The 24877-nt window shown below is 66.8% G+C and carries 22 protein-coding genes and 1 pseudogene; 8 read left to right on the top strand and 15 right to left on the bottom strand.

Annotated elements, in window-relative coordinates; translation table 11 throughout:
* Positions 1 to 2 precede the first annotated feature (2 nt).
* Positions 3 to 497 carry a hypothetical protein gene (locus NA3_RS37305; RefSeq protein ID WP_156769663.1) on the bottom strand — a complete coding sequence of 165 codons (495 nt, stop codon included), beginning with the start codon at positions 495 to 497 and terminating at the stop codon, positions 3 to 5.
* Positions 498 to 710: 213 nt separating this feature from the next.
* Positions 711 to 902 (bottom strand): annotated as a pseudogene (locus tag NA3_RS38915) (cold-shock protein); the annotation flags it as partial.
* Positions 903 to 1335: 433 nt separating this feature from the next.
* Here NA3_RS38915 and NA3_RS33045 point away from each other — a divergent pair.
* The 3 genes from NA3_RS33045 (at position 1336) to NA3_RS36420 (ending at position 4641) form a co-directional block, all read left to right on the top strand.
* Complete coding sequence (locus NA3_RS33045) at positions 1336 to 2121, top strand: aminotransferase class IV family protein (RefSeq protein ID WP_167355073.1); 786 nt, start codon at positions 1336 to 1338, stop codon at positions 2119 to 2121.
* 66 nt (positions 2122 to 2187) lie between these two features.
* Complete coding sequence (locus tag NA3_RS33040; RefSeq protein WP_063917851.1) at positions 2188 to 3105, top strand: SUMF1/EgtB/PvdO family nonheme iron enzyme; 918 nt, start codon at positions 2188 to 2190, stop codon at positions 3103 to 3105.
* 702 nt (positions 3106 to 3807) lie between these two features.
* Positions 3808 to 4641, top strand: coding sequence for an NUDIX hydrolase (locus NA3_RS36420; RefSeq protein ID WP_082976734.1), 834 nt, complete (start codon positions 3808 to 3810; stop codon positions 4639 to 4641).
* On the opposite strand, the gene NA3_RS33035 is transcribed toward NA3_RS36420, so the two are convergent.
* Positions 4573 to 5670 (bottom strand): helix-turn-helix domain-containing protein, encoded by a 1098-nt coding sequence (locus NA3_RS33035; protein WP_156769662.1) that lies wholly within the window; start codon positions 5668 to 5670, stop codon positions 4573 to 4575. The two genes, NA3_RS36420 and NA3_RS33035, sit on opposite strands and share 69 nt — an antisense overlap.
* A gap of 177 nt (positions 5671 to 5847) precedes the next feature.
* Between NA3_RS33035 and NA3_RS33030 the strand changes: the two genes are divergently transcribed.
* From NA3_RS33030 to NA3_RS33020, 3 genes are all read left to right on the top strand, one after another.
* Positions 5848 to 6681 carry a helix-turn-helix domain-containing protein gene (locus NA3_RS33030; RefSeq protein ID WP_231983095.1) on the top strand — a complete coding sequence of 278 codons (834 nt, stop codon included), beginning with the start codon at positions 5848 to 5850 and terminating at the stop codon, positions 6679 to 6681.
* Positions 6682 to 6703: 22 nt separating this feature from the next.
* A complete protein-coding gene (locus NA3_RS33025; protein WP_062968478.1) occupies positions 6704 to 7531 on the top strand; it encodes an SAM-dependent methyltransferase in 828 nt (275 codons plus the stop codon).
* 63 nt (positions 7532 to 7594) lie between these two features.
* Positions 7595 to 8002: a hypothetical protein gene (locus NA3_RS33020; protein WP_062968476.1), complete on the top strand. Its 408-nt coding sequence runs from the start codon at positions 7595 to 7597 to the stop codon at positions 8000 to 8002.
* Between the two features lie 769 nt (positions 8003 to 8771).
* On the opposite strand, the gene NA3_RS33015 is transcribed toward NA3_RS33020, so the two are convergent.
* The 10 genes from NA3_RS33015 to NA3_RS32970 form a co-directional block, all read right to left on the bottom strand.
* Positions 8772 to 9815, bottom strand: coding sequence for a phosphotransferase enzyme family protein (locus NA3_RS33015; RefSeq protein ID WP_062968474.1), 1044 nt, complete (start codon positions 9813 to 9815; stop codon positions 8772 to 8774).
* A 113-nt stretch (positions 9816 to 9928) separates the two neighbouring features.
* Positions 9929 to 11053, bottom strand: coding sequence for a glycosyltransferase (locus tag NA3_RS33010; protein WP_062968472.1), 1125 nt, complete (start codon positions 11051 to 11053; stop codon positions 9929 to 9931).
* A gap of 58 nt (positions 11054 to 11111) precedes the next feature.
* Complete coding sequence (locus NA3_RS33005; RefSeq protein ID WP_062968470.1) at positions 11112 to 11879, bottom strand: SDR family oxidoreductase; 768 nt, start codon at positions 11877 to 11879, stop codon at positions 11112 to 11114.
* Positions 11880 to 11948: 69 nt separating this feature from the next.
* Positions 11949 to 12701 carry a 5-deoxy-glucuronate isomerase gene (locus NA3_RS33000; protein ID WP_062968469.1) on the bottom strand — a complete coding sequence of 251 codons (753 nt, stop codon included), beginning with the start codon at positions 12699 to 12701 and terminating at the stop codon, positions 11949 to 11951.
* Positions 12698 to 13795 (bottom strand): Gfo/Idh/MocA family protein, encoded by a 1098-nt coding sequence (locus NA3_RS32995; protein ID WP_062968467.1) that lies wholly within the window; start codon positions 13793 to 13795, stop codon positions 12698 to 12700. The genes NA3_RS33000 and NA3_RS32995 overlap by 4 nt, the downstream gene beginning before the upstream one ends.
* On the bottom strand, positions 13792 to 14979 hold the full coding sequence (locus NA3_RS32990; RefSeq protein WP_062968465.1) for an N-acetylglucosamine-6-phosphate deacetylase: 1188 nt from the start codon (positions 14977 to 14979) through the stop codon (positions 13792 to 13794). Before NA3_RS32990 ends, NA3_RS32995 begins: the two co-directional genes overlap by 4 nt.
* Positions 14976 to 16202 carry a glycosyltransferase family protein gene (locus tag NA3_RS32985; protein ID WP_062968463.1) on the bottom strand — a complete coding sequence of 409 codons (1227 nt, stop codon included), beginning with the start codon at positions 16200 to 16202 and terminating at the stop codon, positions 14976 to 14978. Before NA3_RS32985 ends, NA3_RS32990 begins: the two co-directional genes overlap by 4 nt.
* Complete coding sequence (locus NA3_RS32980) at positions 16199 to 16948, bottom strand: polysaccharide deacetylase family protein (protein WP_082976970.1); 750 nt, start codon at positions 16946 to 16948, stop codon at positions 16199 to 16201. Before NA3_RS32980 ends, NA3_RS32985 begins: the two co-directional genes overlap by 4 nt.
* Positions 16936 to 17907 carry an NAD-dependent epimerase/dehydratase family protein gene (locus NA3_RS32975; protein ID WP_227994935.1) on the bottom strand — a complete coding sequence of 324 codons (972 nt, stop codon included), beginning with the start codon at positions 17905 to 17907 and terminating at the stop codon, positions 16936 to 16938. Before NA3_RS32975 ends, NA3_RS32980 begins: the two co-directional genes overlap by 13 nt.
* A complete protein-coding gene (locus tag NA3_RS32970; protein WP_062968459.1) occupies positions 17904 to 19154 on the bottom strand; it encodes a nucleotide sugar dehydrogenase in 1251 nt (416 codons plus the stop codon). Before NA3_RS32970 ends, NA3_RS32975 begins: the two co-directional genes overlap by 4 nt.
* A gap of 417 nt (positions 19155 to 19571) precedes the next feature.
* On the opposite strand from NA3_RS32970, the gene NA3_RS32965 reads away from it, so the two are divergent.
* Together NA3_RS32965 and NA3_RS32960 are read left to right on the top strand one after the other, a co-directional pair.
* The gene (locus tag NA3_RS32965) at positions 19572 to 20978 is read left to right on the top strand and encodes an NsdA family TPR-like regulatory protein (protein ID WP_157126617.1); all 1407 of its coding nucleotides are present in this window, start codon (positions 19572 to 19574) and stop codon (positions 20976 to 20978) included.
* Positions 20975 to 21889, top strand: coding sequence for an aminoglycoside phosphotransferase family protein (locus NA3_RS32960; RefSeq protein ID WP_062968456.1), 915 nt, complete (start codon positions 20975 to 20977; stop codon positions 21887 to 21889). Before NA3_RS32965 ends, NA3_RS32960 begins: the two co-directional genes overlap by 4 nt.
* Before the next feature lie 618 nt (positions 21890 to 22507).
* On the opposite strand, the gene NA3_RS32955 is transcribed toward NA3_RS32960, so the two are convergent.
* Together NA3_RS32955 and NA3_RS32950 are read right to left on the bottom strand one after the other, a co-directional pair.
* The gene (locus NA3_RS32955) at positions 22508 to 23359 is read right to left on the bottom strand and encodes a DUF4913 domain-containing protein (protein ID WP_082976971.1); all 852 of its coding nucleotides are present in this window, start codon (positions 23357 to 23359) and stop codon (positions 22508 to 22510) included.
* Positions 23356 to 24877: type IV secretory system conjugative DNA transfer family protein (locus tag NA3_RS32950; protein ID WP_062968452.1), on the bottom strand; the 1522-nt coding region annotated here is incomplete at its 5' end. The genes NA3_RS32955 and NA3_RS32950, both read right to left, overlap by 4 nt.

Raw genomic sequence — 24877 nt, 5'->3', positions numbered from 1 at the left:
CCTCATCCACTGCACGCCCCCAGCACCGCCTCGACGACCTCGCGATAGGGCGGCAACTCCGCGCCCTCAGGAAAGGCGGCCAACCACCACCTAGTTGGGTTTCCCGGAGTCGGTAATGCCAGCTCCGCTCCGCGGCCCACGATTGTGACACCACGGGGGAAGAAGCGGACGATGTCGTCAGCCGCAGTCGGCGGCGCGGTCATGAGAACCCGAATCCCGTGGCGCACAGCGAAGATCGGCAACGTCTGCCCGTGCAGTGCTTCGGATGCAACGTCCGCAAGGTCGCGTGTCACCATCAACGCACGGAAGGCGTGGGCACGCACCGTCAGGGCGCGGGTATTTGCGTCGTAACGTGTCGGACCGTACAGATTCTCGTAATAGCGCTGGCTGTCAGCGAAGGAATCGGCTGGAGCACCGGCTGAATACAGGGCCCGGCGCGGCGAGGCAGGAACCTCTTCGCCGATTGCGAGTTGCGGCAGCGAGACGGCTGTCGACATTAGACCTCCATGGATTGTATGAAAGTGGTTGGGGCACAGAGATATTGGGACGTCAATCCCGCAGTGGCCGGAGGTGACCGTTACGAGAATGTGGCGGCGCTCCAGGTGCGGCTAATGTCATCTCCCGGGTGTCGGATGATCCGTTCGATCGACGGCATCTGCCGCGCGTTTGGGCCCGCATTCTGGGACGATGGCATGTCCCTCTGCGACGGCCACATCGATTGCAGTCGGACCTTTGGGGTTCTCGGCGACGGTGTAGGAGACCCGTTGTCCTGCCTGCAGACACCGGTGCCCGCTGCCGGCGATGCCCTGGAAGTGGACGAACAGATCCGATGAACCGTCCTCTGCCGCAATGAATCCGTAACCGCGCTCGTCGCTGAACCACTTCACGGTGCCAAACGGCATTTTTCACCTCACGAAAATCTGTCTCTTGAAAGATGGATGGGATGTGGCATGGGCATCCCGCCTGCTCCGACGCGGCGCGTGTCGATGGCGCCGTCCGCACGGGCCACGAGCAGAAAACCGACTCTCCCGTTCGCGAGCCGGTGCGTTCGTGCCAAGCCGGAAGCGAGGGTCGTCACCGGATGTGTGCCCGGTCCGCGAACGCCGCGCACCGCTGCCCACAGCTCGTGCCAATCCGGGAGGACGTCATCACTGACGAGCGCGCGGGTGGTCATATCGCCTCCCGGGCATTACGCTCCGCGATTTCCATGCACTTCAGCATTGGCGCAACCGGGGTGAGCCGGAACTGCATTACCACTGAACTGCACTGAATCTTCACCGAATTTCGCGCCCCGGTGCTTGCTGCGCACCGGTTAGCCGGTGGGACACTAGGCCCATGATGGAACTCAACGGCGTGCCGGTCACCGTCGAGGCTCTGGCGCCGCTGGCGCTGGTCGGACTCGGCCACTTCACCTCGATGCGGGTCGAGGAAGGCGGCGCGGTTCGTGGACTCGAAATGCATCTCGATCGGCTGGTCCGCGACAGCCGTACCGTTTTCAACGCCGAGCTCGATCCCGATCGTGTCCGGGCCCACGTGCGGCACGCCATCCGCGACGCCGACGGGCCGGTAGTCGTCCGAGTGACCATCTACGATCCGGCCATTGAGCTGTCCAAGCCCGGCGCCCCCGCGGAGCCGCACGTGCTGGTCTCGATGCGCCACGCACCGGCCGGGCCGGCGGCCCCGCTGCGGCTGCAATCGGTCGTGTACGCGCGAGATCTGCCGCGGGTCAAGCACATTGGTCTGTTCGGTGCCCTTCACCAACGCGGAGTCGCGCAGCGCCAGGGATTCGATGACGTCGTGTTCACCGCCGGTAACGGCACGATCAGCGAAATCGCCACCAGCAACATCGGATTCATCACCGGCGAAGGACGTCTCATCTGGCCGCGCGCCGAAGTCCTCCCCGGCACCACCATGCGGCTGCTCAACCAGGTTCTCGACGAAGACGTGGTGAACGAGCGCATCACCCTCGCCCAGCTCAGCGACTACGCCGCCGTCGTCGCCACCAACGCCGCGACCGGCGTACGCGCCGTGTCCTGCATCGACGACACGAAATGGCCCGAGCACGAAGCGGTGACGGTCCTCCAGGAAGCTTACAAATCCATTCCGCCGCAACGGCTCTAACACAACGCCGCCCCCGGCTCCCAGTAGGCTCGGACGCCACCAGAACGAGAAAGGGCGCCGCAGTCGATGAAAAGCCTGGTTCGGCCGTGGACGGGAGCTGAAGTTGCCGCGCTGCGCGACGCCCGGCGAATGTCGTTGAACGAATTCGCCGCCCACCTCGGCGTCACCGAACGGCAGGTCTCCTATTGGGAAGCCAAGCGAGCCGCCATCACGCCGCGGCCGGCCAATCAGGCTGCTCTCGACACCTCGCTGTCCCGGCTCAAACCCGACGAGCTGACGCGATTCCTTGCCCAAGTGCCCGCCGACGCGATAGGCGACTCCCCCGACACCGACCAGCTGATCCAGCCCGACCGCATCCGCCACCCCGTCGACGGCCGCTCCATGACCTGGATCCCCGAAGGCGTCTACCTGTCCGGCCCCATGGACCAGCCGGTCTGGCTTGCCGGATTCCACATCGACACCTACCCGGTCACCAACGCCGACTACACGGTGTTCGTCACCGCCACCGGACACGCGGCGCCACGGCACTGGGACAACGGCCGGCCGCCCGCCGACCTCGCCGATCACCCCGTCGTGTGGGTGACCCACGACGACGCCACCGCCTACGCCCGCTGGGCCCACAAACAACTGCCCTCCGCGCAGCAGTGGGAGAAAGCCGCCCGCGGCTCCTCCGGCGCCACCTGGCCGTGGGGCAACCAGGTCACCCCCGCCAAAACCAACTGCAAAGTCTTCGACCAACCCGGCGCCACCACCCCAGTCGACTGCTACAAGTCCTCGGTCAGCCCCTACGGCGTGTTCGACCTCTGCGGCAACGTCTGGGAATGGCTGTCGACCGAATCCCGCCCCGGGCGCTTCGAACTCAAAGGCTCGTCCTTCAGCAGCCTCCTCGAAGCCGCCAAACCAGCGGCATTCAACGACGCCCATCACCTCATGCGCGACGACGACACCGGATTCCGTTGCGCTGCAATCGGGCTCAAACTCTGAACCGGTCGACCGCTGTTTCTGGCCATCAGTCCGCGGATCCTCCAGCGGCTGCCCCCGCCGCACCAGGGCACTCATGCCGACCCCGCTCGAACGAACTCCGCGACCGTGCCCCGGCGCGTCCAGCCGCGGCCAGCAACCCGCCGGCCTCACGATCCACACACTTGCGTCCTGCCGCACCGCATCCAGCCACCCAGTCAAATGCGCGACCGTCGGCACGATCAGCGCCATGATTTGCGAAGGCGCCAAGGTCGTCAGCAACAACCCGAAATCGACATCACCGTGCTCAATTCGCACTGCGCACAGATCGAATCCATGCCGCCCCGATAGGTCTCGAACCCGCGCGGCATCCAGCTCGGTGTCATCCCCGGACAAGTCGCTGCGCACGATCCCGTATGCCCGCACGATGGTCATGCCGGCCTCCGGATCGCGACCACCTCGAAACCGGCAGCATCGGTCAACGCCACCCAGCGGCGAGTGACTGTGCGCCTGTCGGGGGCCTCCGTCTGCTTTACGCCGTTCAGCCCCCGGATCCGCTCGCCTCCAGCGGCACACTGGCTAGACATCGTCGAGATCCGCCGACAACAGGGCAGCAGCTCGTGTCCACAGCTCCGGCGGTACATCCCCCTGTTGGTTCACGGCTTCCCGCGCCGCTGCTGGGCTCAGTGCAGGTTCATCACGAACCGCGCCGCCCGATGCTGCTGAATGGCTGGGTTCGTGGTTGATTTCGGAGACGACCACGCGGCCGATGACAATCCTGTTGCGTTGCTCGCGCCGTCGAAGCGCGGCGCCTCGTGCTACCGGCTTGCTTCTCAACCAGGACATAAGTCCAGCGTGGCGGTAATGCTGCGCGTTGGGAACGTAGCAACCCGTAGCAACCAGCAAACGAATTCGCCGTTCAGCAAACTATCGACCCGCCGGTACCGTGAGGCAATGACTGATCGCCCCCCGCGCACCACGGTTCACTCCGGAAAGCTGGTATATGACGGCCGACCATGGTTGTCGGTGGAACGCCACCACATCACGACGCCTGATGGCGTCGATCGGCATCACCACGCGGTGCGCCTGAATCCTGTCGCGATCGTCACCGCCATCGACGATCAGGGCCGAGCTCTGCTGCTACAACGCCACCGGTGGATCGTCGATACGATCGGCTACGAGTCGCCGGGCGGCATCGTGGATTCGGGTGAGGAACACGAATCGTGTGCGCGTCGAGAGCTACTGGAAGAGACTGGGTTCACCGTCGAGCGACTGACCCTCGTCGCGGAACTCGAGCCGATGCCCGGGCTGGTACAGACACCACATTACATTTTCCTCGGATACGGGCCACGACAAGTTGCAGCGCCGGCAGACGCGGAGGAGGCGGGGCAGCTCGTATGGGTACCGTTAGGTAGAACCGCCGAGTTATTGGCGACCGGGCAACTTCTCGGAACGGGCACGGCGGTCGGGATGCTGGCAGCAGCAGCAAATTTAGCTGGCGGCCAGGAGCTTTCGGGTTCGGTGCTGGAGCGAGTCGTGCCGGCGGCGGAGACGTCCTGACCCCAGGTCACCGATATGGTCGGCTGTGGCCGAGAGCAGCGACACCGCCTCTTCTCGTCGGCCGGCGTTGATTGCTGCCTGGGCAAGATCAAGCTGCTGGGCACATCGTGCCCTGACGAAGTCCTCGGGAATCACCTGCATGGAGTCGCGAGTGAGCGTTGCAGCGGCAGGATCACCGAGCCGAGCCAGAATATGACCAGCCCAGCGAGATAGATGTGTTTCGTTGTGGGCGATGAACGGCATTTCGTCGTCGTCATAAGAACCGTTGGACGGCAGTAGGGCTTCCGCAGTCGCCAGTGCCTCCCGCGCTGTCGAAGCATGGCCTGGGCAATAGGTCGCCACCTGTGCACCGGTGGCCGACAGCCACGAGCGGAGCAGCGGAGGCAGTCCAGGTATGCGTTCCGCCTGAGAAACCTGTGCCAGCGCCGCGGCGGCCTGCCCTTTTTCGGCCTGTCCCGTTTCGGCGAGCATCACCGCTTCCTCACCTATCGTGTGGGCCAACAGGATTGGATCCTCTGCGCGCAATGCAGCGGTGCGAGCTTCTTTGTAGTGCGCGGCAGCCGCAGCCGTGTCGCCCACGTCGAAATCCTGCCACGCAGCCAGTGCCGCAGCATCTGCGTGTGCACGAGCGATCACCGATCGATCCGCTCCTTTGCTGCTGTGCCACATCGCATCCAGTGCGGTGACGTGCGCAGCCGTTTGGAGACGGGCCGCAGGAGCGCCGAAGCGTCGATCGAGCATGCGCAGGCTGTTGGTGTGGTTCAGCAGGACCTCGAACAGAGTGTCGCCACGGGTGAGGTCGACGGTAGCGCTTGGCATGCCGAACACTTGCCGCAGCAAGCGGGCATACAGAGTATCCGGCGTGTGCCGGCCATTTTCCCAGCGCGACAACGCGATTCGGAGGCTATGGGACGACATGAGAGCGATTCCCTGCTGGTTCGCGTGGGCGCGCAGGGCGGCGATCAACTGGGCTTGAGACCAGCCACGCCGGGCCCGTGCTGCCCTGATCTCCTTGCCGTCGATCGTCACCACCTCCCTCGAGTCCGCCCTCGTTGCCGCGTGGGCGGCGGTGTCGCTGTTCCGATAACCATAAGCTGATAATCAGAATTCGGGAACCGAATCGGGGATATCGAAACTGCGGCTACGGTAGTAGCCATGGCAACGCGGACCGCCCGGGGACTTCTACTCGGACGCGAGATCAACTACATGATTCGCGCCTCCGGCAAGAGCCAAGCCGAGGCGGGACAGATCATCGAGGTCGGCCAATCTCGTATCAACAGCCTGATCGCGGGTACAGGTCGCATCTCGGCCGGTGACCTCCAGCTGCTGGCGAAGCAGCTGGGATTCTCCGACGAGCACTACATCCAGAGCCTGCTCGAGCTGCGGCGAGACAAATATCGACGTGGCTTCTGGACGACCGGACATCGCCGGGTCTACTGGGAGGAGCTTCGACTCCTCGTGGACCTCGAAGAACAGGCAAACCGGCTTCGGATCACAGAATCCGAGATCATCCCGGGCCTGCTGCAAAGCGAGTCCTACGTCCGAGCACTACACGCGAACATGTCGGACACCCACACCGGCGTCACCGTTGAAGACTGGGTGCAGGCACGGCTCGAGCGTCAGCGAAACCTCGTGAAGGCCGAGGCCCCGGAGTTCCACGCTGTGCTCTCCGAATCATGCTTGCGGCGCCGCCACGGCGACCCCAAGGGGCACGTAATGATCGACCAGCTCCATCACCTGAACGACCTGTCCCAGCGCCCCAACATCCTTATCCAGATCATGCCGTTCAACACCCCCGTCGAGGGCGGCGGGATGGAGGATCGCTTCACGCTCATCCGCGTCCCCTCACCCGGCGCGGCCGGCGACCTCGAACTCGCGGTCGTAGAAGCTCTCGGGGAAATCCGCTACATCCTCGACAAACCGCCGGTCGGCGCCCGCGAAGCCTTGTTCGCCCGACTCAGTGCCGCGGCACTCAGCAGCGAGGACTCGCGAGAGTTCATCGACCACATCGCACGAACCGTCCAACTCCGAACTTCATAACACCATCTACGAAGGGGAACCCATGGCCGAGTACGACTTTCGGGCCAGGGAAGTCGACACAGGCACACCGACATCGGCGCGTCTGTACCACTACTACCTCACCGGTGAGCCGGTCTACCGCAACGACCAGATCTTCGCCGACAAGGTGTACGACGAACTGCCGTTCCTGCACACCTGGGCACTGCACAACCGTGCCTTTCTCGCCCGAGCCGTCAGGTTCATGGCCGCAAAAGGCGTACGCCAGTTCCTCGACATCGGCTCAGGCTTACCGACAGGCGGCAACACACACGAAGTCGCACGAGCCATCGCTCCAGACGCTCGCGTGGTCTACGTCGACAAAGACCTTGATGCAGTGGGGCGTGCACATCAGCTTCTGCGGCGAGAGAACTCCCCGGAAAAGACGGCGATCGTCGAAGGTGATTTGAGCGACCCCGCCAGCATCATCGACCACCCGGAATCGCGCCGGCTACTCAACACCGACGAACCCCTGGGCCTGCTCATCGTCTCCGTTCTCCCCTTCGTTCCCGACGCCAGCGACCCTCACCGGCTGGTCGCCGATATCCGAGACCGACTCCCACGCGGAAGCTACTTCGCCGCCACCCACGTCTCCCTCGAAGACGCCGACGAACACACCAAGAAACAAGTCGCCGCCGCGGCAGCTCTCTACCAAGCCACATCGGATCCGGTCCACCTGCGAGACCGTGCCACCTTCACCAGATTCTTCGACGGCTTCACCGTGATATCCCCTCCAGGTGTCACCTACGCCACGGACTGGCAGCCAGACCGCCCTGTAGACAAGGACGATCCCGCGCGCCCATGCAACTTCGCCGCAGTCGGACGACGACCATAATCGCCCGAATCGCGACGATTGAGCCTATACAGGCTGGACAGAGTTACAACGAGAGGAACCGAAATGCTCCCCATCTTCACCGCCCGCGACTGCGTCAAAGCAGCGCGCAGCGCGGGTGGGAACTCATGCGTGCGGATAGGCCGGAAGAATGGCTGGACCGTAGTCTGGGACGACAAACTCGCAACGCCTGAGACCGATCGAGGCGCGCCGCTTCCCTCGGATCAGACGCTGGTCGTCTCGGACGAGCAGTTCGATGCATTTCAGGAAGCGCTCCGCGCTGGACGCACTGATGGGCAATGCATACGCATTCAGCAGTCACTGGCGGGGCGGTACACCTTCACTGCCCACAATGCGCCTCATTCCCGGAACACCGGTGTCGCTCTCCACTTCGATTGCGACGAGTTCGACGCGTTTATGAGCGGTGTCCGAAATGGCGAGTTCGATCTCGCGCAGTTCCCGACGGCAGCGTAACAACAAGCAGCAACGTCGTTGTCCTGTACTCAGACACGACGCTGTTACCGAGGCCGAAGAAGCCTGAACGTCCCGCCCGATCCGCACGACGGATCTAGCGGGACGTTCTGCAATCGGCGTTGCTGCAGCTCCTGGCCCAATCCGAATTCCAGCGCCCGCAGCCGCTGCGCGCAAATCCATCGGAGCGCGGCGCTGATCGACATCGGCAAAGTTGTCCTATAGTGCCGCTTCGAGTTTCGCTGCGTCGGCCCGCCCGGCTCCGGCTCTGCTCCCGCGGCGGCGGCCTTCACGTCGCCTCTACCGATCCGATGCGGGATACTCGACTGCGGCAGAGTCGAAATATGATGCGGGGGGGGATATTTCAATGTTCGAGCGCTCAGATTCGGGTGATTTCACCGCGCAGATCGGGGGCTGTTGCAGGTCGAGCCATCACCCGGCGTTGAGGCCTGGACACCTACACACATGACAGCCGAGTGGATGCTGACCGAGCCGGCGTCGGCCACCGCAGACGACGCGGTCTATCCCGGTGCGTTGCACAAAGCCATAGGCCTGACCGACGCCGAACTCTTCAGCGCAGCAGGGTGGTCAGACACGATCCTCGGACCCGAGAGCTACTTGCCTGTTCAGGACTATCTGCCCCGCGGCACGGCAGCGACCCGTGAGGCGAGCGGAAGAAGCTGGGCGTCTCTTCGAAACTGGTTGGCTGCCACCACGGCTGGCAGAGGGACGCCTCGGACCCAGGTGTGGCCATGAGGTCGCCGTCGATCAATCAGCCGATCCTGCCGGGATAGGGCTGGCCAGCCAGGTAGGCGTCCATGTTGGCGATGATTCCGGCGATCCGGTCGTGTCCCCACTCCGCGACGGAGGCGTTGGCCAGCGCCCCACTGACGAAGTTGAGCACGAAGGTATCCCTCAGCACCAGGTAGGACTCGAGCAGATCGTCGAGGTCATCTGGCAGCGGGAACACCGCGGCGTAGCCGTCGAGGAAATCCTGTGCGAACTGCTCGTAGGCGCCTGGAATGGTGTGGGCGATCCGGTGGATCGAGGACAGCACGGTCGCGATGTCCAGAATCGGGCTTCCCCACCCGCAGTCGTCGAAGTCAATGACCCCGACACCGCCGTCCGGCAGCGCGATCATGTTTTCGCGGTGCAGATCGCCGTGGATCCGTGTGTGCTCGGCCGGGTCGGTGGCGGCGAGCGCCTGGGTCACCCGATCGGCGACGGCACGCAAGGTCTCCCGGCCGTGGTCTCCGAGATTGACGGTGGCGTCGGGGTCGGTCAGCGCCGCGCCCTTGAGCAGGATGGTTTCGTAATCCCATGTCGGCCGGTCGAATTCAGGAAGGTCGATGGTGGCGGCGTTGCGGTGCAACTGTGCGGTGGCCGCGCCCATCCGCTCGGCGACGCCGGGCTGCTGATACGGCGGCTCGGCGGTGCCCGGCACCCAGTGCAGCAGCGCGAGCGTGGCGGGCTGGTCGTGGCCGGGAACCGCGACCGGTACGACGTGGTCGCCGCTGGACGTGGTCACCGGACCGGGGACCGCGACGCCCCCGGACGCGGCGAGGCTTTCCAGCCAGGCCATTTCGCTACGCTGCTGGTCGGCGGGTCGGCCGTCGCGGATGGACAGGCGCGCGACGTAGGAGGTCTCGCTCCCGACGGGGGTGACCCGCCAGACGGCGTTGTCCTCGTACTGCTGGAGCTCGAGCTTGGCGGTGGCCGGGATGCCGTAGTGGAGCGGCAGGGCGGCGCGGGTCAAACCGTCGAGAACATGGAGCTGGTCGCTGTGGCTGAGCTCGGAGAACGTGGTTGGTGGCACGGCTTCCTCACGGGTTGGGCTCCGGCATGGTCAGGCCGGGCGGGGGCAGAATACAGCTTGGGGGCGCGGATCGATTCAAGGTTTCGATGGCGCAGGCGCGCGTAGCGGCAGAGTCACAACGATACGGAACCTTGAGGCGGTTGAACAGGCATTTTCGTTCCGGTGGCCTGTTCGAGGATGCCCAGAAACTGGTCGCGGTAGGTGGCCCATTCGAGAGCGAGCGTGTCGAGATCCGGGTGATGGGCCGCCATGGCGGAGTCGGTGGCGGTGAGCAAGTCACGGATGCGGGCGGCGCATGCGACGATGTCGTCGACCGGGACGAACTCGGCCGGCCCGCGACCGCCCGCGCCGTCACGGTGGCCGGGAATGTCGGTCAGGATGAGCGGCAGGCCGTGCTGGCGGGCCTCGAGGACTGAGATGGGCACACCTTCGAAGCGGCTCATCGAGACGAACCCTGCCGCGCCGGCGAGCACGCTGTCGACGAGGTCGCGCTGCCAGACCGCACCGAGCCAGACTACGCGATCGCCGATGTCGAGTGTCGCGGCGAGCTGGCGCAGCGCGATGGTCTGATCGCCGTCGCCGATGATGACCAGGCGGGCACGGGTCGTGGTGTCGGCGAGCGCGTGGGCGAAGGCACGCAGGAGGCTGTCGTGGCCCTTGTGCGGGTAGAGGCTCTGCACGGCAACGATGTAGGGATCCTGCGCCCAGGCCGCGCTCGGCGGCGTGACAGCGGCGGTGCGGGGCTCGGTCGCGTTGGTCAAGGTGGTGACCTTGGCGGCCGGGATGCCGACGTCGTCGAGGAGGAACCGGGTCGAGCGTCCTCCGACCGCGATGATGTGGTCTTCGCCGAGGGAAAGGGCTCTGTCGAGCAGGTTCTTGCCGCGGCTGCGCAGGTGGGAGTAGTCGGAGTGGCAGAACCGGATGACGGTGCGCGCTCGGCGTAGGGCGGGCCGGATCGCCGGATAGAGCCGACCGTCGCCGAATTCGAGCACCACGACCTTGTCACGGACCAGTTCGGCGAGGAACAGATTGCGGCGCAGCCGGTTTCGTGGTGCGACGACCAGCTCGGCGGCGGCGGGGAGTTCAGCAACGAGGGCGTTGTCGCGGCCGGGGTCGAGCACGCAGACGGTGACCTCGTATCCGGCATCGAGCAGTGCGCGGGTGTGTGAGAGCAGGACCCGTTCCAGGCCGCCGACGGTGAAGTGGCGCAGGATCAGGACGATCCGGGTGGTGGACATCGCGATTCTCCTTGATGAGGGGCTGGGCCCGCCGCCGCGGGCGCGCCCAGCCGGGTGATCATGCGGTGCGGTGGACCTTGTGCTGGGCGGCTTGGGCCAGGGGGCGGACCTCGAGCAGATCGATGTCGACGTGCGGGGGCCGGGTGGCGCACCAGACGATGATCTCGGCGATGTCGGCGGGAACCAGTGGGTTCTCGACGCCGTGGTAGACGGCTTCGATGGCGGCTTGGTCGTGGTCGAATCGGGCGCGCATGAATTCGCCGCCGCGTTCGTCGCCGCGCATCATGCCGGGGGCGACTTCGGTGATCCGGACGGGTTCGCCGTTGAGTTCCAGGCGCAAGGTTCCCACCATCGCGGTGAGGGCGTGCTTGCTGGCGGCGTAGGCGGCGCCGCGTTCGTAGGCGACGCGGCCGACGGTGGAGCCGAGGAACACGATGTGGCCGTGGTTGTCGATGAGCTGCGGGAGCAGGGCCTGGGTGGTTCGCAGACTGCCGACGACGTTGGTGTCGTAGGTGGCGTGCCAGTCGGCGACGTCGCTGTCGGCGATGGTGGCTGCGGGCGTGGGGATTCCGGCGTTGTTGACCAGCAAGGTCAGCGAGAGGGGGTGCTCGGCGACGGTGCGGGCGAGGTCGGCGACGGAGTCGGCGTCGGTGACGTCGAGGTGATGGTGGGTGATGCCGGTGGCGGCGGGAGCCTCGGTGCTCAGGCGGCGTGATGCCGCCAGCACGGTGTAGCCGGCGGTGTGGAGGGCGTGTGCGGTGGCCGCGCCGATGCCGACGCTCGCGCCGGTGACGACGGCCAGGCCGCGCGATTCGGTGGTGGTCATGGTGTGCCTTCCTCAGGGTTCGGATGTGATCGGATCGGAGTTCTCGGGTGACCTCGCGCGGGCGCTCATTCAGGTGTCGAGCAGCCAGGCGTGGTCGGGGTCGGTGTGGAGGGCGAAGTGGTGATCTGTCTCCCCGTGTGCGGCCCACAGGTAGTAGAGGTCGTGGCCGCCGGCAGCGGCGATGGCGTGGTAGCCGTGGGTAACCGTGGTGATGCTGGTGTCGGTGACGACGGTGGAGCATGCGTCGGCGACGGTGTCGTCGTAGGTGAGCACCACACCGAAGCCGGTGGCGGGGCGGACCCGGAACGCGAAGGCTTCCTGCAGCGCTGTTTCGCGGGGCGGGTCGCTGATCGAGTGGCGATGCGGCGGGTAGGTCGACCAGCGGCCGTCGCGGGCGATGGTCTCGCCGAGCAGCAATCCGGCAGTTCGGGGCGGCGCCAGCAGCGTGGTGACCTCGCGTTCCCAGCTGCGGTGCCCGCGCGTCTCCGGTGCCACCGCGGTGACGAGGGAAGCGGCCGGCCCGGTGGTACGGTTGCCGCCGAGTGGGGCATGGACCTGGACCAGGTCGGCGCCGTCTGGTCCGGCGGTGATCGTTGCCGCGGTATCGGCGGGGAGGTACCAGCCGGTGGCGGGCGCGGTGAAGGGGTCGGCCCGCTCGGCGGTGTGGGTGTCGTCGCCGGTGTGGGTGGTGAGGTGGCCGGCGATCAGGATCAGCGCGGTCTCCTGGTCGAGGCGGGCCTCGACGGTGAGGTGCTCACCCTCGGTGAGCAGATGGCGGGTCAGTGTCAGGCCGTTGGGTGTGCGAGCCAGCGCGGTGGTCATCTCGATACTCCGAACGTCGTGGGATCTGGAATGGGCAGGGCGCGGTGGGCGAGGCTGGCGGGGTGCATGGTGGCGCCGGTGGCGACCGCCCGCGCCGCGTCGGTCGCGGTGGCAAAGGGTGTGCTGTGCTGATCGGCCAGGGCGACGGGCAGGGCGGCCAGCATCGCGGTGTCGGCGCCGGCGTGGGTGCCTGGCTCGCGCGCGATCTGGTAGCGGGTGCTGGGGCCGTTGTGCGGGTGCAGGTCGACCAGGTGGGGGCCGGTGTGGGCGTCATAGTGGATCGTGAGGGTGCCCGTCGTGCCGAACAGGTGGCAGGTGTAGCCCTCGTCGTCGGCGTTGGTGGTGAGCGTGTAGCGGGCGTGCACACCGGTGTCGTAGGCGACGTCGGCGCCGATCGAGTCGTGGATGTCGGTACCGGGCAGCCACATTGAGCCGCCTGGCTGGTAGTGCCGGTGTTGCAGGGTCGCGGTGACGGTGCACGGGTGCGCGTGCAGCCACCAGGCGATCAGATCGAGGTGATGGCAGGCCTTGGTAACCTCGAGGCCACCCGAGGCTGCGCGACGGCGGTGCCAGCGCTGGAAGTAGCTGGCCGAATGGGAAACGTTGAGCCGGTAGTGGAATTCGGCGTCGGCCACCGTGCCGATCAGACCGTCGCCGAGCATCTGGTGGACCTGGGTGTGGACGTTGGTGAAGCGCAGATTGTGCGCGACGAGCAGAGCCGTCCGGGCCTGCTGGGCGGCGTATACGAGGGCGAAGGCGTCGTCGACGGTGGTCGCCAACGGCTTCTCCACCAGCACCGCGCACCGTGCGGCGAGGGCTCGCTCGGCGACGTGGCGGTGCTCGGCATCCGGTGTCGAGATGACCACCAGGTCGGGTTCGGTGTCGCCGAGGACCCGGTCGACATCGCCGGGCGCGGCGATACTGCCCGCGAATCGGTGACCGTCATGGTCGAGCGCATGCCGATCCCGGTCGATCACGGCGACCAGTTCCGCCTCGGCGACCCGCGGCCCGAAGTCCCCGTTGATCCACGGCAAGTACAGCTTTCGGGCGCGAGCTCCGGCGCCGATCAACACGACCCGCATCAGCGCGCTCACCGCGGGCAGTCCGCTTCGTCGAGGACGAGCCGGCCGTCGAGCACCACCGAGGCCAAGGTCAGGCCGGCGCTCCAGACGGTGAGGTTCGCGCGGGCACCCGGCAGCAGTGTCCCGATCCGTGGGTAGCGGCCCAGGACCCTGGCCGGTGTCGCGGTGGCCATCGTGATGACCTCACCGACCGAGGCACCGGTCAGCGCCCGCATCCGCGGCAATGTGCTCGACAGCGCGACGACGCTGCCGCACAGGCTTTTCGCCGTGGTTGTGGTCGCGTAGCCGTCTTGCACCCGGCCGGTCGCGGCACCGGTGCGGAAGGTATGCCCCGGCCGCAGGCCCATCCCGGCGGTCGCGTCCGAAACCAGGCACAGCCGGTCCGGGCCGAGACAGCGCAGGGCGATGGTCAGCAGCTCGGCGGGTAGGTGGTGGCCGTCGGCGATGAGTTCGGCGGTGAACTCATCGGAGGCCAGCGACGCCTCGAGCAGACCGGGGATCCGGTGCACGCCGGGCCGTGTGAGCGCGGATTGCCCGCTCCACAGGTGCGCGAGGTGCGTCGCGCCCCGGTTCCGGGCGGTCTGCAGCTGAGCCGGGGTGGCCTGGCTGTGACCGACCGAGACCCGCACATCGTGGTCGACGAGGTAGGAGATCAGCGTGTCGGCGCCGGGCAGCTCGGGTGCGAGGGTCACCATCTGCAGGACCGGCGGTAGCGGCGTCAGCTCGGCGAGCAGCTCGCCAGGAGTCCGCAGATGAGCGAGATCGTGGGCTCCGCGCTGGGCGGTGGCCAGGCAGGGGCCTTCCAGGTGCACACCGGCCAGGGTCGGTGCTCTCTCGGCGGTGAGCAGATCGGCCGCTGTGGCCAGCGCTGCGGCGGTGGCCGTTGCGGTCGTGCTGGCCAGGGTGGCCAGCGCGGTGGTCGTTCCGGCGCGCAGATGAGCGGTGAGGATGTGGCGCCAGGCGGCAGGGTCGGATTCGGTGAAGTCGTGCCCGCGGGCGCCGTGCAGGTGCAGGTCGACCAGTCCGGGCCCGACCAGGTCGTCGTCGGCCTCGAGCACGCGCGGGCGGTGGCCGCACCCGGTCGGGTCGGCCGCGATGGTCCCTTCGCAGATCGCGATCTGTCCGTGGGCGGCGTGCGTGGGGTCGGCCAGCATCAGGTTGGTCGACCGCACGATCAGGCACTCGGGCGGCTTCATGCCTGCACCATGGGCGCGTGCCGAAGCGAGCTCACGCAGGCGCATCGCGTCCCGGTCTCGGTGCCGGGCAGGTGACGGTCGTAGGAGCCGCCGTCCCACAGGTAGCGGGTGCCGTCGGCGATGAGCGGATCGTGCAGGGCGCGTGCGACTTCGGTGTCGAGCGCCCCCGCCAGCGCCTCGGCGAGACCGACTTTGCGCAGGATGCCGAGCTGGTGCAGCCGCTGGGAGTGGACCTGCTGTTCGACCTCCCGGATCTGGCGCGGGATCGCGATCGTGTTGGCGGCCGTGGCGAGTACTTCGCCGAGCATGTTCGCGCCCGCGGCGCCGATGAACAGGTCCGCGGCCCGCATCCACGGCTTCAGATCCGGCTCGTAGGCGCGGACCTCGACCGTGTTGTCGTCGGCCCAATACTGGTGCAGTGCACGTAGATCCGCCGGTTCCAGGTAGGGGCCGGTGACCAGCAGTGCCCGATCGAACGCGTGACGGCGGGTGGTCAGTGCCCGCGAGAGCGCTTGCCACAGCTCGCCCGCGCCCTGGCCTCCGCCCATGGCCGCGACCACCAACCGCTCCTCGGCGGCGATGCCGAGCCGGGTGCGGGCCTGGTCGCGGGTGTAAGGGACCGGTTCGGCCAGGTAGCCGGTGTAGTGCAGCCGCTGTGCGGCTTCACCGGTGAGCCGGTAGTACTCGGCGAGGTCGAAGACCTCGGGGTGGATATGGACGTTGAACTGGCAGTAATGATCGAGCACCCACGGGCCCCGGTGCTGGGGACCGAAGTACTTGCGCATGGTCTTGTCTCGGTCGAACAACACCCCGCGCAGGCTCAGCACCGCGTGGGTGGGGTAACGGGCTTCCAGCGCGGGCACCAGCTCGTCGTCGGTGCCGCGCGGGATGTGGTCGCTGATCAAGACATCGGGTCGGTAGTGCCGCAGGAACGTGGTGATCAGGTCGGCGCGGGCCTGGTGCAAGGTCGCTTCGCTGATGGCCAGGCGCGGGCGCAGGTTCCATCCGCTCGGGTCGTCGAAGTTGGCGAACGAGGGGATCTTGATGAGGTCGACCTGGTCTGGCAGCAGGTCCAGGCCGCGGTAGGCGCCGGTGATCCCGGCGATCGAGTACATCTGCGGCGAGCGCAGCAGGTGCTGTGCGACCTTCGCCGCTCCGGAGGTGTGGCCCAGGGACCTGCCGTTGTGCCAGTACAGCGCGACGGTGCGCGGGTGGAGGGTCATCGGGATACTCCTGAGGATCGGCCGGCGGCGGTGTCGACTCGTCGGGCGTTGTGCTGGGCGGTCGCCGGGTCGGTGTCGCTGTCGAGCGCGGCCTGGAACGCGGCCAGGCTCCAGCTCGGGTCGACCTGGATGCGCGGCAGGCTGTACGGATGGCCGATGTCGACCCGGTGGTGCTCGTCGGTCGCCATCGCCAGCGGGTAGACGCGCGCCACCACACGCTGCACGCGCAGGTCGTAGGCGCCGTAGGGGTAGACGAACGTCGCCGGTGGGCCACCGAGCAGATCGGCGAGCGTTTCCCGTTCCCCCAGGACCTGCCACGCGAGGCCGAGATCCGTTGCGGTGGTGAGGCGTTGGTGGGTGTAACCGTGTGCGGCGACGCTGCGCCCGCTCGCGAGCCATCGGCGCACACCGGCCAGACCCGCCATCTGATCGACGACATGGGGTGTGGACAGCGGCCGGTCGGGGGTGAGGTAGCCGCCGCACACGGCCATGACGGCGGGCAGCCCATGCTGCTCGAGGATCGGCAGGACCGTGGTGATCGTGTTGGTGTAGCCGTCGTCGAAGGTGAGCAGCACCGACCGGGATGGCAGGCGCGCGCCGGCGGTGATCATCCGGTGCAGGTCGGTCTCGGTCAGCACCGTGTAGTGCTCGGCGAGCAGCTGCATCTGGGCGCGGAACCGGTTCAGGGGCACCGACATCGGGTCGGTGACCGCGTCGTCGACGAGGTGATACATCAGGATGTGCATCGACTCACCTCGCCCAGTTCGTGATGCCAGGCGATGGTGCGCGCCAGGCCTTCGCGCAACCCGCAGGTGGTGACGGCGGGAAACAGCGCACGCAATCGCGCCGGATCGGCGTGGGAGTGGGCGACGTCGCCGGGACGCGGCGCGGTGTGCTCGACGGTGAGTTCGCGGCCCAGGAGATCGGCGATCTCGGTGGCGACCTCGAGGACCGAGTGCTGGGTGCCGAAGGCTAGATTCACCGGCCACGGGCTGGTCACCCGGTCGACGATCGCGGCACCGATCACCTGGCACACTGTGTCGACGAAGGTCCAGTCCCGGGTCTGGGTGCCGTCACCGTGAACCTGGATCGGTTCTCCGGCCAGCATGGCGGTGATGAACCGCGGAATGACCGCGGCGTAGGGATGTCCGGCGCGCTGGCCGGGCCCGAAGACGTTGAACAACCGCAGCGGCAGGACTGGGAGCCCGAAGCTGGCGTGGTAGGCGCCCAGGTAGGCCTCGGTCGCCAGCTTGGTCACCGCGTACGGGCTCACCGGCATCGTCACGGAGTCCTCCGCGCGTGGCAGCCGAGGGTTGGCCCCGTACACCGACGACGAGGACGCCGCGATCAGCAGCGGGCCGTCGGCTCGGCGGCAGGCCTCCAAGACCTGCAGTGTGCCCGTGGCGTTGGCGTGGTGGCTGGCCAGCGGGTGTTGGATCGAGCGTGGCACCGACCCGAGCGCGGCGAGGTGGACGACCGCATCGGCACCGGCGACCGCATCGGTGACCGCGTCAGGGTCCAGGATGCTGGCGAGACGGAAGTCGATCGCCGATCGGTCGGCTGCCAAGCGCTCCACCGTGCCGGTCGAGCAATCGTCGATGACGGTGACCGCGCCGATCGCCGGGTTCCGCAGGAGCTGGTGGACCAGATTCGAACCTATGAATCCGGCGCCGCCGGTCACCGTGACCCGCACGCCCGCCTTCACAGCTGCTCCACGGTCGAGCTCGCGGCCACGCGGCCGCGGCAGTCAAAGACGAACGCGGCCTCGGCGGCGATCCGGTCATAGTCGAAGCAATCGTGATCAGTCAGCACCACGACCGCGTCGGCGGCGGCCACCTCGAGAGACAGGTCCTCGATCAGGACGATCCCCGTGGCCGCAGACGCGGGCACGAACGGGTCACACGCCACGACGCGGGCGCCGCGCGCGGTGAGCAACTGGGCGACCTCGACAGCGGGAGACTCACGGATATCGCCGCTGCCCGGTTTGTAGGACAGCCCCAACAGCAGGATCTGCGCGCCGGCGAGGTCACGGCCGCGCGCGCATAGGGAGAGGGCGAGCCGTTCGACGACCTGGGCCGGGCGACTATTGTTGATCTGGGCGGCCAGGTCGATCAGCGCGGATCGCCCTCCGGCGTGCTGTTCGGCCCACCAGGACAGGTAGATCGGGTCGACCGGCAGGCAGTGCCCGCCGACGCCGGGCCCGGGGTCGAACGCCATGAACCCGAACGGCTTGGACGCCGCCGCGGCCAGCGCCCGACGGAAGTCGACGCCAGCACGGCGAGCGATCTCGGCCAGCTCGTTGACCACGGCGATGTTGACCGCCCGGAAGGTGTTCTCCAACAGTTTGGCCAGCTCGGCTTCTTCGCACCGGTCCACCAGTACGACCCGATCGACCAGGCCGGCGTAGAACTCCGCGACCCGGGCCAGGGACACCGTGTCGATCCCAGAGACGACCTTGGGTGTCGTCGCGACGGTCCACTGCTGGTTGCCCGGGTCGATGCGCTCGGGGCTGAAACCGAGCCCGAAATCGGCGCCGCGCTTCAACCCCGATGCTGATTCGAGCACGTCGCCCAGGATCTGGGTGGTGCCCGGGTAGCTCGTGGACTCGAGCACCACGAGGGCGCCCGCGCGCAGGTGGACACCCACCAACCGTCCCGCTGCCCGGATGAACGCCAGATCAGGTTCTCCGTCTGCCAGCGGCGTGGGCACGGCGATCACCGCGATGTCGAACCCGACCAGATCGCGCGGCCGCGACGACGGCCTGTACCTGCCGCCGCTCAGGGCCGACTGCAGTGCGTTGTCGGCGACATCCTCGATCGGCGAGCGGCCGGACTTCAGGCCATCGACCTTGGCGCGGTCGGTGTCGAACCCGATGACATGGTGGCCGGCCGCTGCCGCATGCAGGGCCAGCGGGAGCCCCACGTAGCCCTGCCCTACCACCGCGACCTGCATGGGACGCACACCGACTCGTGAGGATGCTCCTCGACCGCCGATCAGGCCCTGGTCGGCCGCAGTGGGACTTCCGTGATCGGGCTCGACTTCGTGAGTAACTGGTTGGGTGCACGAGACGATCTGAACCATGGATTGCCGCCTTCCCGACGCGGGTGGCCGTGTCGTCTCCGCAGGCACATGGCTCGCACCGGGTGCTCTGCGAAACGTTCTGACCAGCCGTGGCTTTCGCTAGTTCATCGAGGATTCACCTGCTGGCCCGGCGCAGGTAAGCAGCGACGGTGGTCGGCTCGGCTCGTCACTTCGATGACTGGTAGCGCTAGTCAATTTCGTTGGCGCCAGCCGTTTCCCAGTGATCTGGCCGAGGACCTGGGAATGTGGTCGACAACAGATGGCCACCGAATGGGATGGAGCTGTCGCGTGAGTCCACAGCGAAATGAAGTCGCGCCGGAGATCTGGGAGTCACCGCAGATGCGGCGGGCGCTGGCCGCTCGCGATCTCAAGCTCGTGTTCGACCTGCTGCAGCGCGGGGGAATCGGCCAACGCCAGATCGCGCGGATGACTGGGCTGCACCAGTCCGAGGTCTACGAGGTGATCCGCAAGGGCCGTCGAATCCAAGCCTGGGACGTCCTCGTGCGCGTTGCCGACGGGATGGGCATACCGCGCGGCTACATGGGCCTGGCGTTCGACGATCCGCTGGCCCACAGCCTCGACCAGGCGGCTGCGGCCTGCACCGCCGACCCCACCGAGCGCGAACAGATCAAACAACTGCTGTCCCACGCAGCCAACGTCACGATGGGCACCGACGACGACACCGCCGCCACCTGGTGGCAACCCCTCGACGCGGACGCCGAACCTGCGCCCGCGCCTGGCAGCATCGGGCAAACCGACATCGACCGCATGACCTCGCTCACGGCGGCCATGCGCACCCTGGACTATCAGTTCGGCGGAGGCGCCTGTCGCGACGCCATCGCAGCCCAGGTGCGTTGGTCACAGCAACTACTCAATTCCGACGGCAGCGAACGCACCCACCTGCAGCTGCGTTCGGCCCTAGCCGATATGCACAACCTCGCGGCGTGGACCAGCTTCGACCTCGGGCTCTACCGATCGGCCCGCAAACACTTCCAACGTGCCCACACGATCGCTCACAAGGTCGGCGACCACTCCCTGGCGGCCAACGTGCTCTACCGTGCCGGCCGCCTGCACCTGCACCGCGGCGGGGAGGCGAGCCACCGCAACAAGCCCGATTCCGAGATGTATCGAGTGGCGCTGAAGTTCTTCCAGCTCGGCCAGTTGGAGGCGCAGAACGCCGGTTGCCCACTCACCGTGGCTATGCTGTGCGCCAACGAGGCCTGGGCCTACGCACTGCTCGACGACCGCGCACAGATGCAACGGTCCCTCGGCCGCGCCGAGGACGAATTCACCCGCTCGACCCCCGACAACGCCCAAGCCTGGATCCAGTTCTTCGGCGAGGCCGACCTCAACGCCTCGTTCGGCGTCGCTCTGACCGCTCAACCCTCGCCAACGAACGCGGACATACAGGCAGGCATCGACCACCTCACGCGCGCCATCAGCATGCGCGGGCCCGAGATGACCCGCAGCCGATGCTTCGAATCCACAGCCCTGGGATGCGCGTACCTGCGTGTCGGGGCAACCGAACTCGGATTGCAGGCAGGACGACAAGCCGTCGCTGCGGCATCTACAGTGCGGTCCGTGCGCACCATCCACCGACTCAAGCCGCTATACGACCTCGCCCTCGACGCCGCCCCGGAACCGGGTCTGCACGATCTGGCACGGTCCATCCGCACGTTGCAGGAGTCGGTATGACGCCTCCGCCCGCGCGACAGGCCGGCGAAACAGCGGACTGGACCCGCACGGTCTTGGAGTCGGCGTGCGCGGAAGTCGGCCTCGACGCCAGCGGCGCAGCGCTGGCGAAATTCACCAACAACGCGGTGTACAACCTCGCCACGAGTCCGATCACCGTCCGGATATCTGGCTCGACCGCCATCCGGCAACGGGTAGGCAAGGTCATCACCGTCGCTCGCTGGCTAGCCCGACACGAGGCCCCGGCTGTACGGCTCGTCGACGACCTCCCACAACCGCTTCACATGGGCGAGCACGCCATCACCTTCTGGCACACCGTCACCCTCGCCGCGGCGCCAGCATCTCCGCCCAACGGCGTCGACCTCGGCGAGATCCTGCGCCATCTTCACGGGCTCCCACCGCCCGCCGACCCCCTGCCCTTGTGGAACCCTCTGCAGGCGATAACTCAGCGCGTCCGGGAGGAGCAAGTCCTCGGCCCAGCCGACCATCAGTTTCTGCTCGACACCATCGAGGAGCTCTCCGAGGACCTCGCATCCATCGAGCCGACGCTCCCCCTGGGGCCGATTCACGGCGACGCTTTCACCGGCAACCTGATTAAGAGCCAAACCGGCGCGGTCATCTGCGACTTCGACGGCGCAGCATATGGCCCTCGGGAATGGGACCTTGCCCCCGTCGCCGTCGGCCATCTTCGGATGGACTACACCACCAACTTCCATCAGCAGGTCGTCGACACCTACGGGATCGACGTGACCACGTGGAGCGGGTTCCCGATTCTGCGGCGCCTACGAGAGTTTCAACTGGTCACGAGCGTTCTGCCAGTGCTGTCCGCCAATCCGTCGCTGTACGAGCAATGGCGCCACCGTTTCACCAGCTTCCAGCGCAAAGACGATACGCGCTGGTCGCCATACACCTAGGTTCGCGAGGAGGCGCGTGTCGGCGGGCTCCGAGTTTCGGGTTCCCGTACGACCGAGATCCACCACGCTCTAGTCGCGCCATATCGGTCGCACCGCTACGTTCATGCCTGGCCCGAAGTCGTCCGGCTTAACGACGGTACTGAGGCCGCAAATCGGGCTTCCCGGAATGCCGACAGAGTCAATTCCGGCAGATGACTTGCCTAGTGAACGCAGGGCAACGGGCACTTCTCGGTGATGTAGAGGAACAGGAACGGCTCGCGCATCGCAGTCGCCGCGGCGGCGAAAGGCGCTGAGTGGGTGAGGATTTCGGTCACACTTCGAACCATAGGCGAACGAGAATGGCTCCGCCCTGGCCGGCTCGGCGACCACATGCCGCGACATCCAACGACAGCACCGGCAGATCAGCTCGTTCCGTCGGTCGGTGTCCTGGGCCAGCTCGCCGCGCGTCTAGGTCTTGTCACGGACCGTAGCCGACCTCGGTGGGCCGCCGACGACCACCTGAACACGAGTCTGTAGCGTGCCCGGTGGCCAATTTCGGCTAGCGACTCTGGCTGTTTTCGACGAGCGCCATCAGTATCAGCCACGCTTTGACTCCGGATGTCGATATCACCCACGCTCTTACTCCGCATGTCGATGACGGCGGAAGTCCGGCCCAAATCCGAGTTCTTCTGTTGGGGTGGGGTTTCCGAGCGCGGCGAACCAGTTGGCGGGCACCTCTGCTGTGGGTAGTCCGGTTTCGGGTGTGTGGCGGTCAGGGGTGCAGCGGTGCAGGGGTCCGTTGGCGGCGTCGAGGATGTAACGGAAGTGCGGGTCGATGTGGGAGACGAACAGTGTCGACATGGCAGAGCCATCCTCAGCGATGCGAGCGGCTTCGAATACCGCGTGCAGGGCGGCGAAGCGCACGGCGACGCTGCGGTGGTCCCACCATCGCCGACACCACGTGTTCTGGTCCTCGCGGTGGTTGGCTGCGATGCGGACGGCGGTGACCGGCAGCAGCCATTGCTCCACGAAATCGGCGTAATGCCCGAACCGATAAGGCTTGGTATGGCCAGGTTTCGTGTCCGATTTGGTTGGGGCTTTGAACCATCCGGGCGGCACGTGCTCGTAGGAAAGCGACGGCAGGGCAACATGCTTGGTGCGCGTGCAGCGGTGCAGTGGGCCATTCGCGGCGTCGAGGATGACGCGGAAGTGGGGGTCGAGGTGGTGGAGTATGAAGGTCGACAGGCCGGCGGCGTTCTTGTCGGCGCGCATGGCTTCGAAGACTCGGTGCAGGTAAGCCACACGCACACTGACCGCGCGGTGGCGCCACCATTGATTGCACCAGGTCCAGGTGTGTTCGCGGTTGGCTTCGGCGAGGCGGACGGTGACGAACGGGAACAGCCATTGCTCGGCGAAGGTGACGAAGTCCGGATACGCAGGAACCATGGACTTCCGCTGTCGTGAAGCTGCAGGTATTGCGGGTGTGGTCATAGTTCGACTCCTGCTGCCCCACCCGTGTTGTCCGGCTGGATCGGTGGTGTGACTGGGTCGGTGTAGCGGGCGAGGGAGCGGGTGACGAGTGGTTCGAGAGCGGGGTTGTCCCACCAGAACCGCTTTTCGATCAGGATCGGTTCGTGGCCGGGGAGACGGACCAGGGCTCGGTCTTTCGGAAGGCGTGCGAGTTTGGCGATGTTGAGGATGGGTTCGGCGCGCCAGCTGGTGCTGCGGTTGGTGCCGCCCGGCCCGGTGGAGCGGGAGTGGTCGGCGACGTCGTGGTCGTCGACCAGCCGCGTCCACTGCTCCAGGTAGGAGGGGGTGGCGATGTTGCCGCCGTATATTTCGATCGATTGGGCGCGGATGACGGTCAATCCGTTTGTGCCCCAGAGGTCTTCGGCTTGTTCGAGGACTTGCACGATGGTCAGCAGGATCACCCCGCATCCGGCGGCGTAGGTGTAGTAGTTGGGCAAGGCGTCGATGAGTGCGCAGTTGGCTGCTTCGTCGAGCACCGCCAGCAGCGGCACGGCGAGGCGGCCGTCGGGGCGTGCACGCGCGGACGCCAGCGCGGATTCGAGGATTTGACCGACGAGTGCGGCGGTGAGGGCTGCGGCGGAGTCGGGTCCGGTCATCGACAGCCCGTACAGGGTGTCGTTGCTGGTGATGAACTCGGCGGGTTTGAATTCGGGCAAGTTGTGCGTTGCCGCCGCGGGGGTGGTGTCGATGACGATCGATTCGCCGGTCTCGTAGACGGTGACATGTTTGCGGGCGGGTGGGGTGATCATGGTGGCATAGCCCTCGTCGGAGAGCACATTCAAGAACCGGCGCGCCATGTCGTACAAACCGTCCCTTTGGCGCGCGTATAAACCCTGCGCGTCGAGGATGCGCTGGGCCGCCCTGTCATGATTGTGGTGGCGCAGGATCAGAATGGGGGTTTGGTCCTGGTCGCTGGACAGCCATTCGGCGACATGGAGCAAATCACCCTCGACACACGCGGCCGCCAGAAGATACAACGCCAAAAGTTCTTGAGCGCCACCATCGAAATACGAATCGACGCGAGCGTTCGCTCGCTCCGACGCCGATCCCGAAGCACCAGAGACGAAGAAGGAGGCCAGCTTTCGCGCGGCAGCCAATGTGCGCACTCGGGCGAGCAGGTCGACCCAGAACCCGCACACCGGATGCCCGGTCACCGCCTGGAGATCACACAGCCACACTCGGCCGCGCTGTTCACGACCGAACACGGTGTGACGGTAGAGGTCGGGCTTGTTGGAGGTCGCCATCACCGGACCCCACGCACTCAGCACCGCCGGGATCGCCCATGCCATTGTTTTGCCGGTGCGTTGCCCGGCCGCGATGAACACACCCATCTCGGCCGGCACGAACAACTCCACTCCCCCGACGACGGTGCGGCCCAACGGCGGCCCCGGCAGCGCCCGCACCTCCGGTGGCGCGTCTTTGAGCAGCCGCTCGCCAGCGGTCGCGTTGTCCTGCTGTCGCGCAGCAGAAATGTGTCGC

The sequence above is a fragment of the Nocardia africana NBRC 100379 genome, assembly GCF_001612635.1.
Classification (GTDB): domain Bacteria; phylum Actinomycetota; class Actinomycetes; order Mycobacteriales; family Mycobacteriaceae; genus Nocardia; species Nocardia africana.
This window is presented reverse-complemented; position numbering and strand designations above follow the sequence as displayed.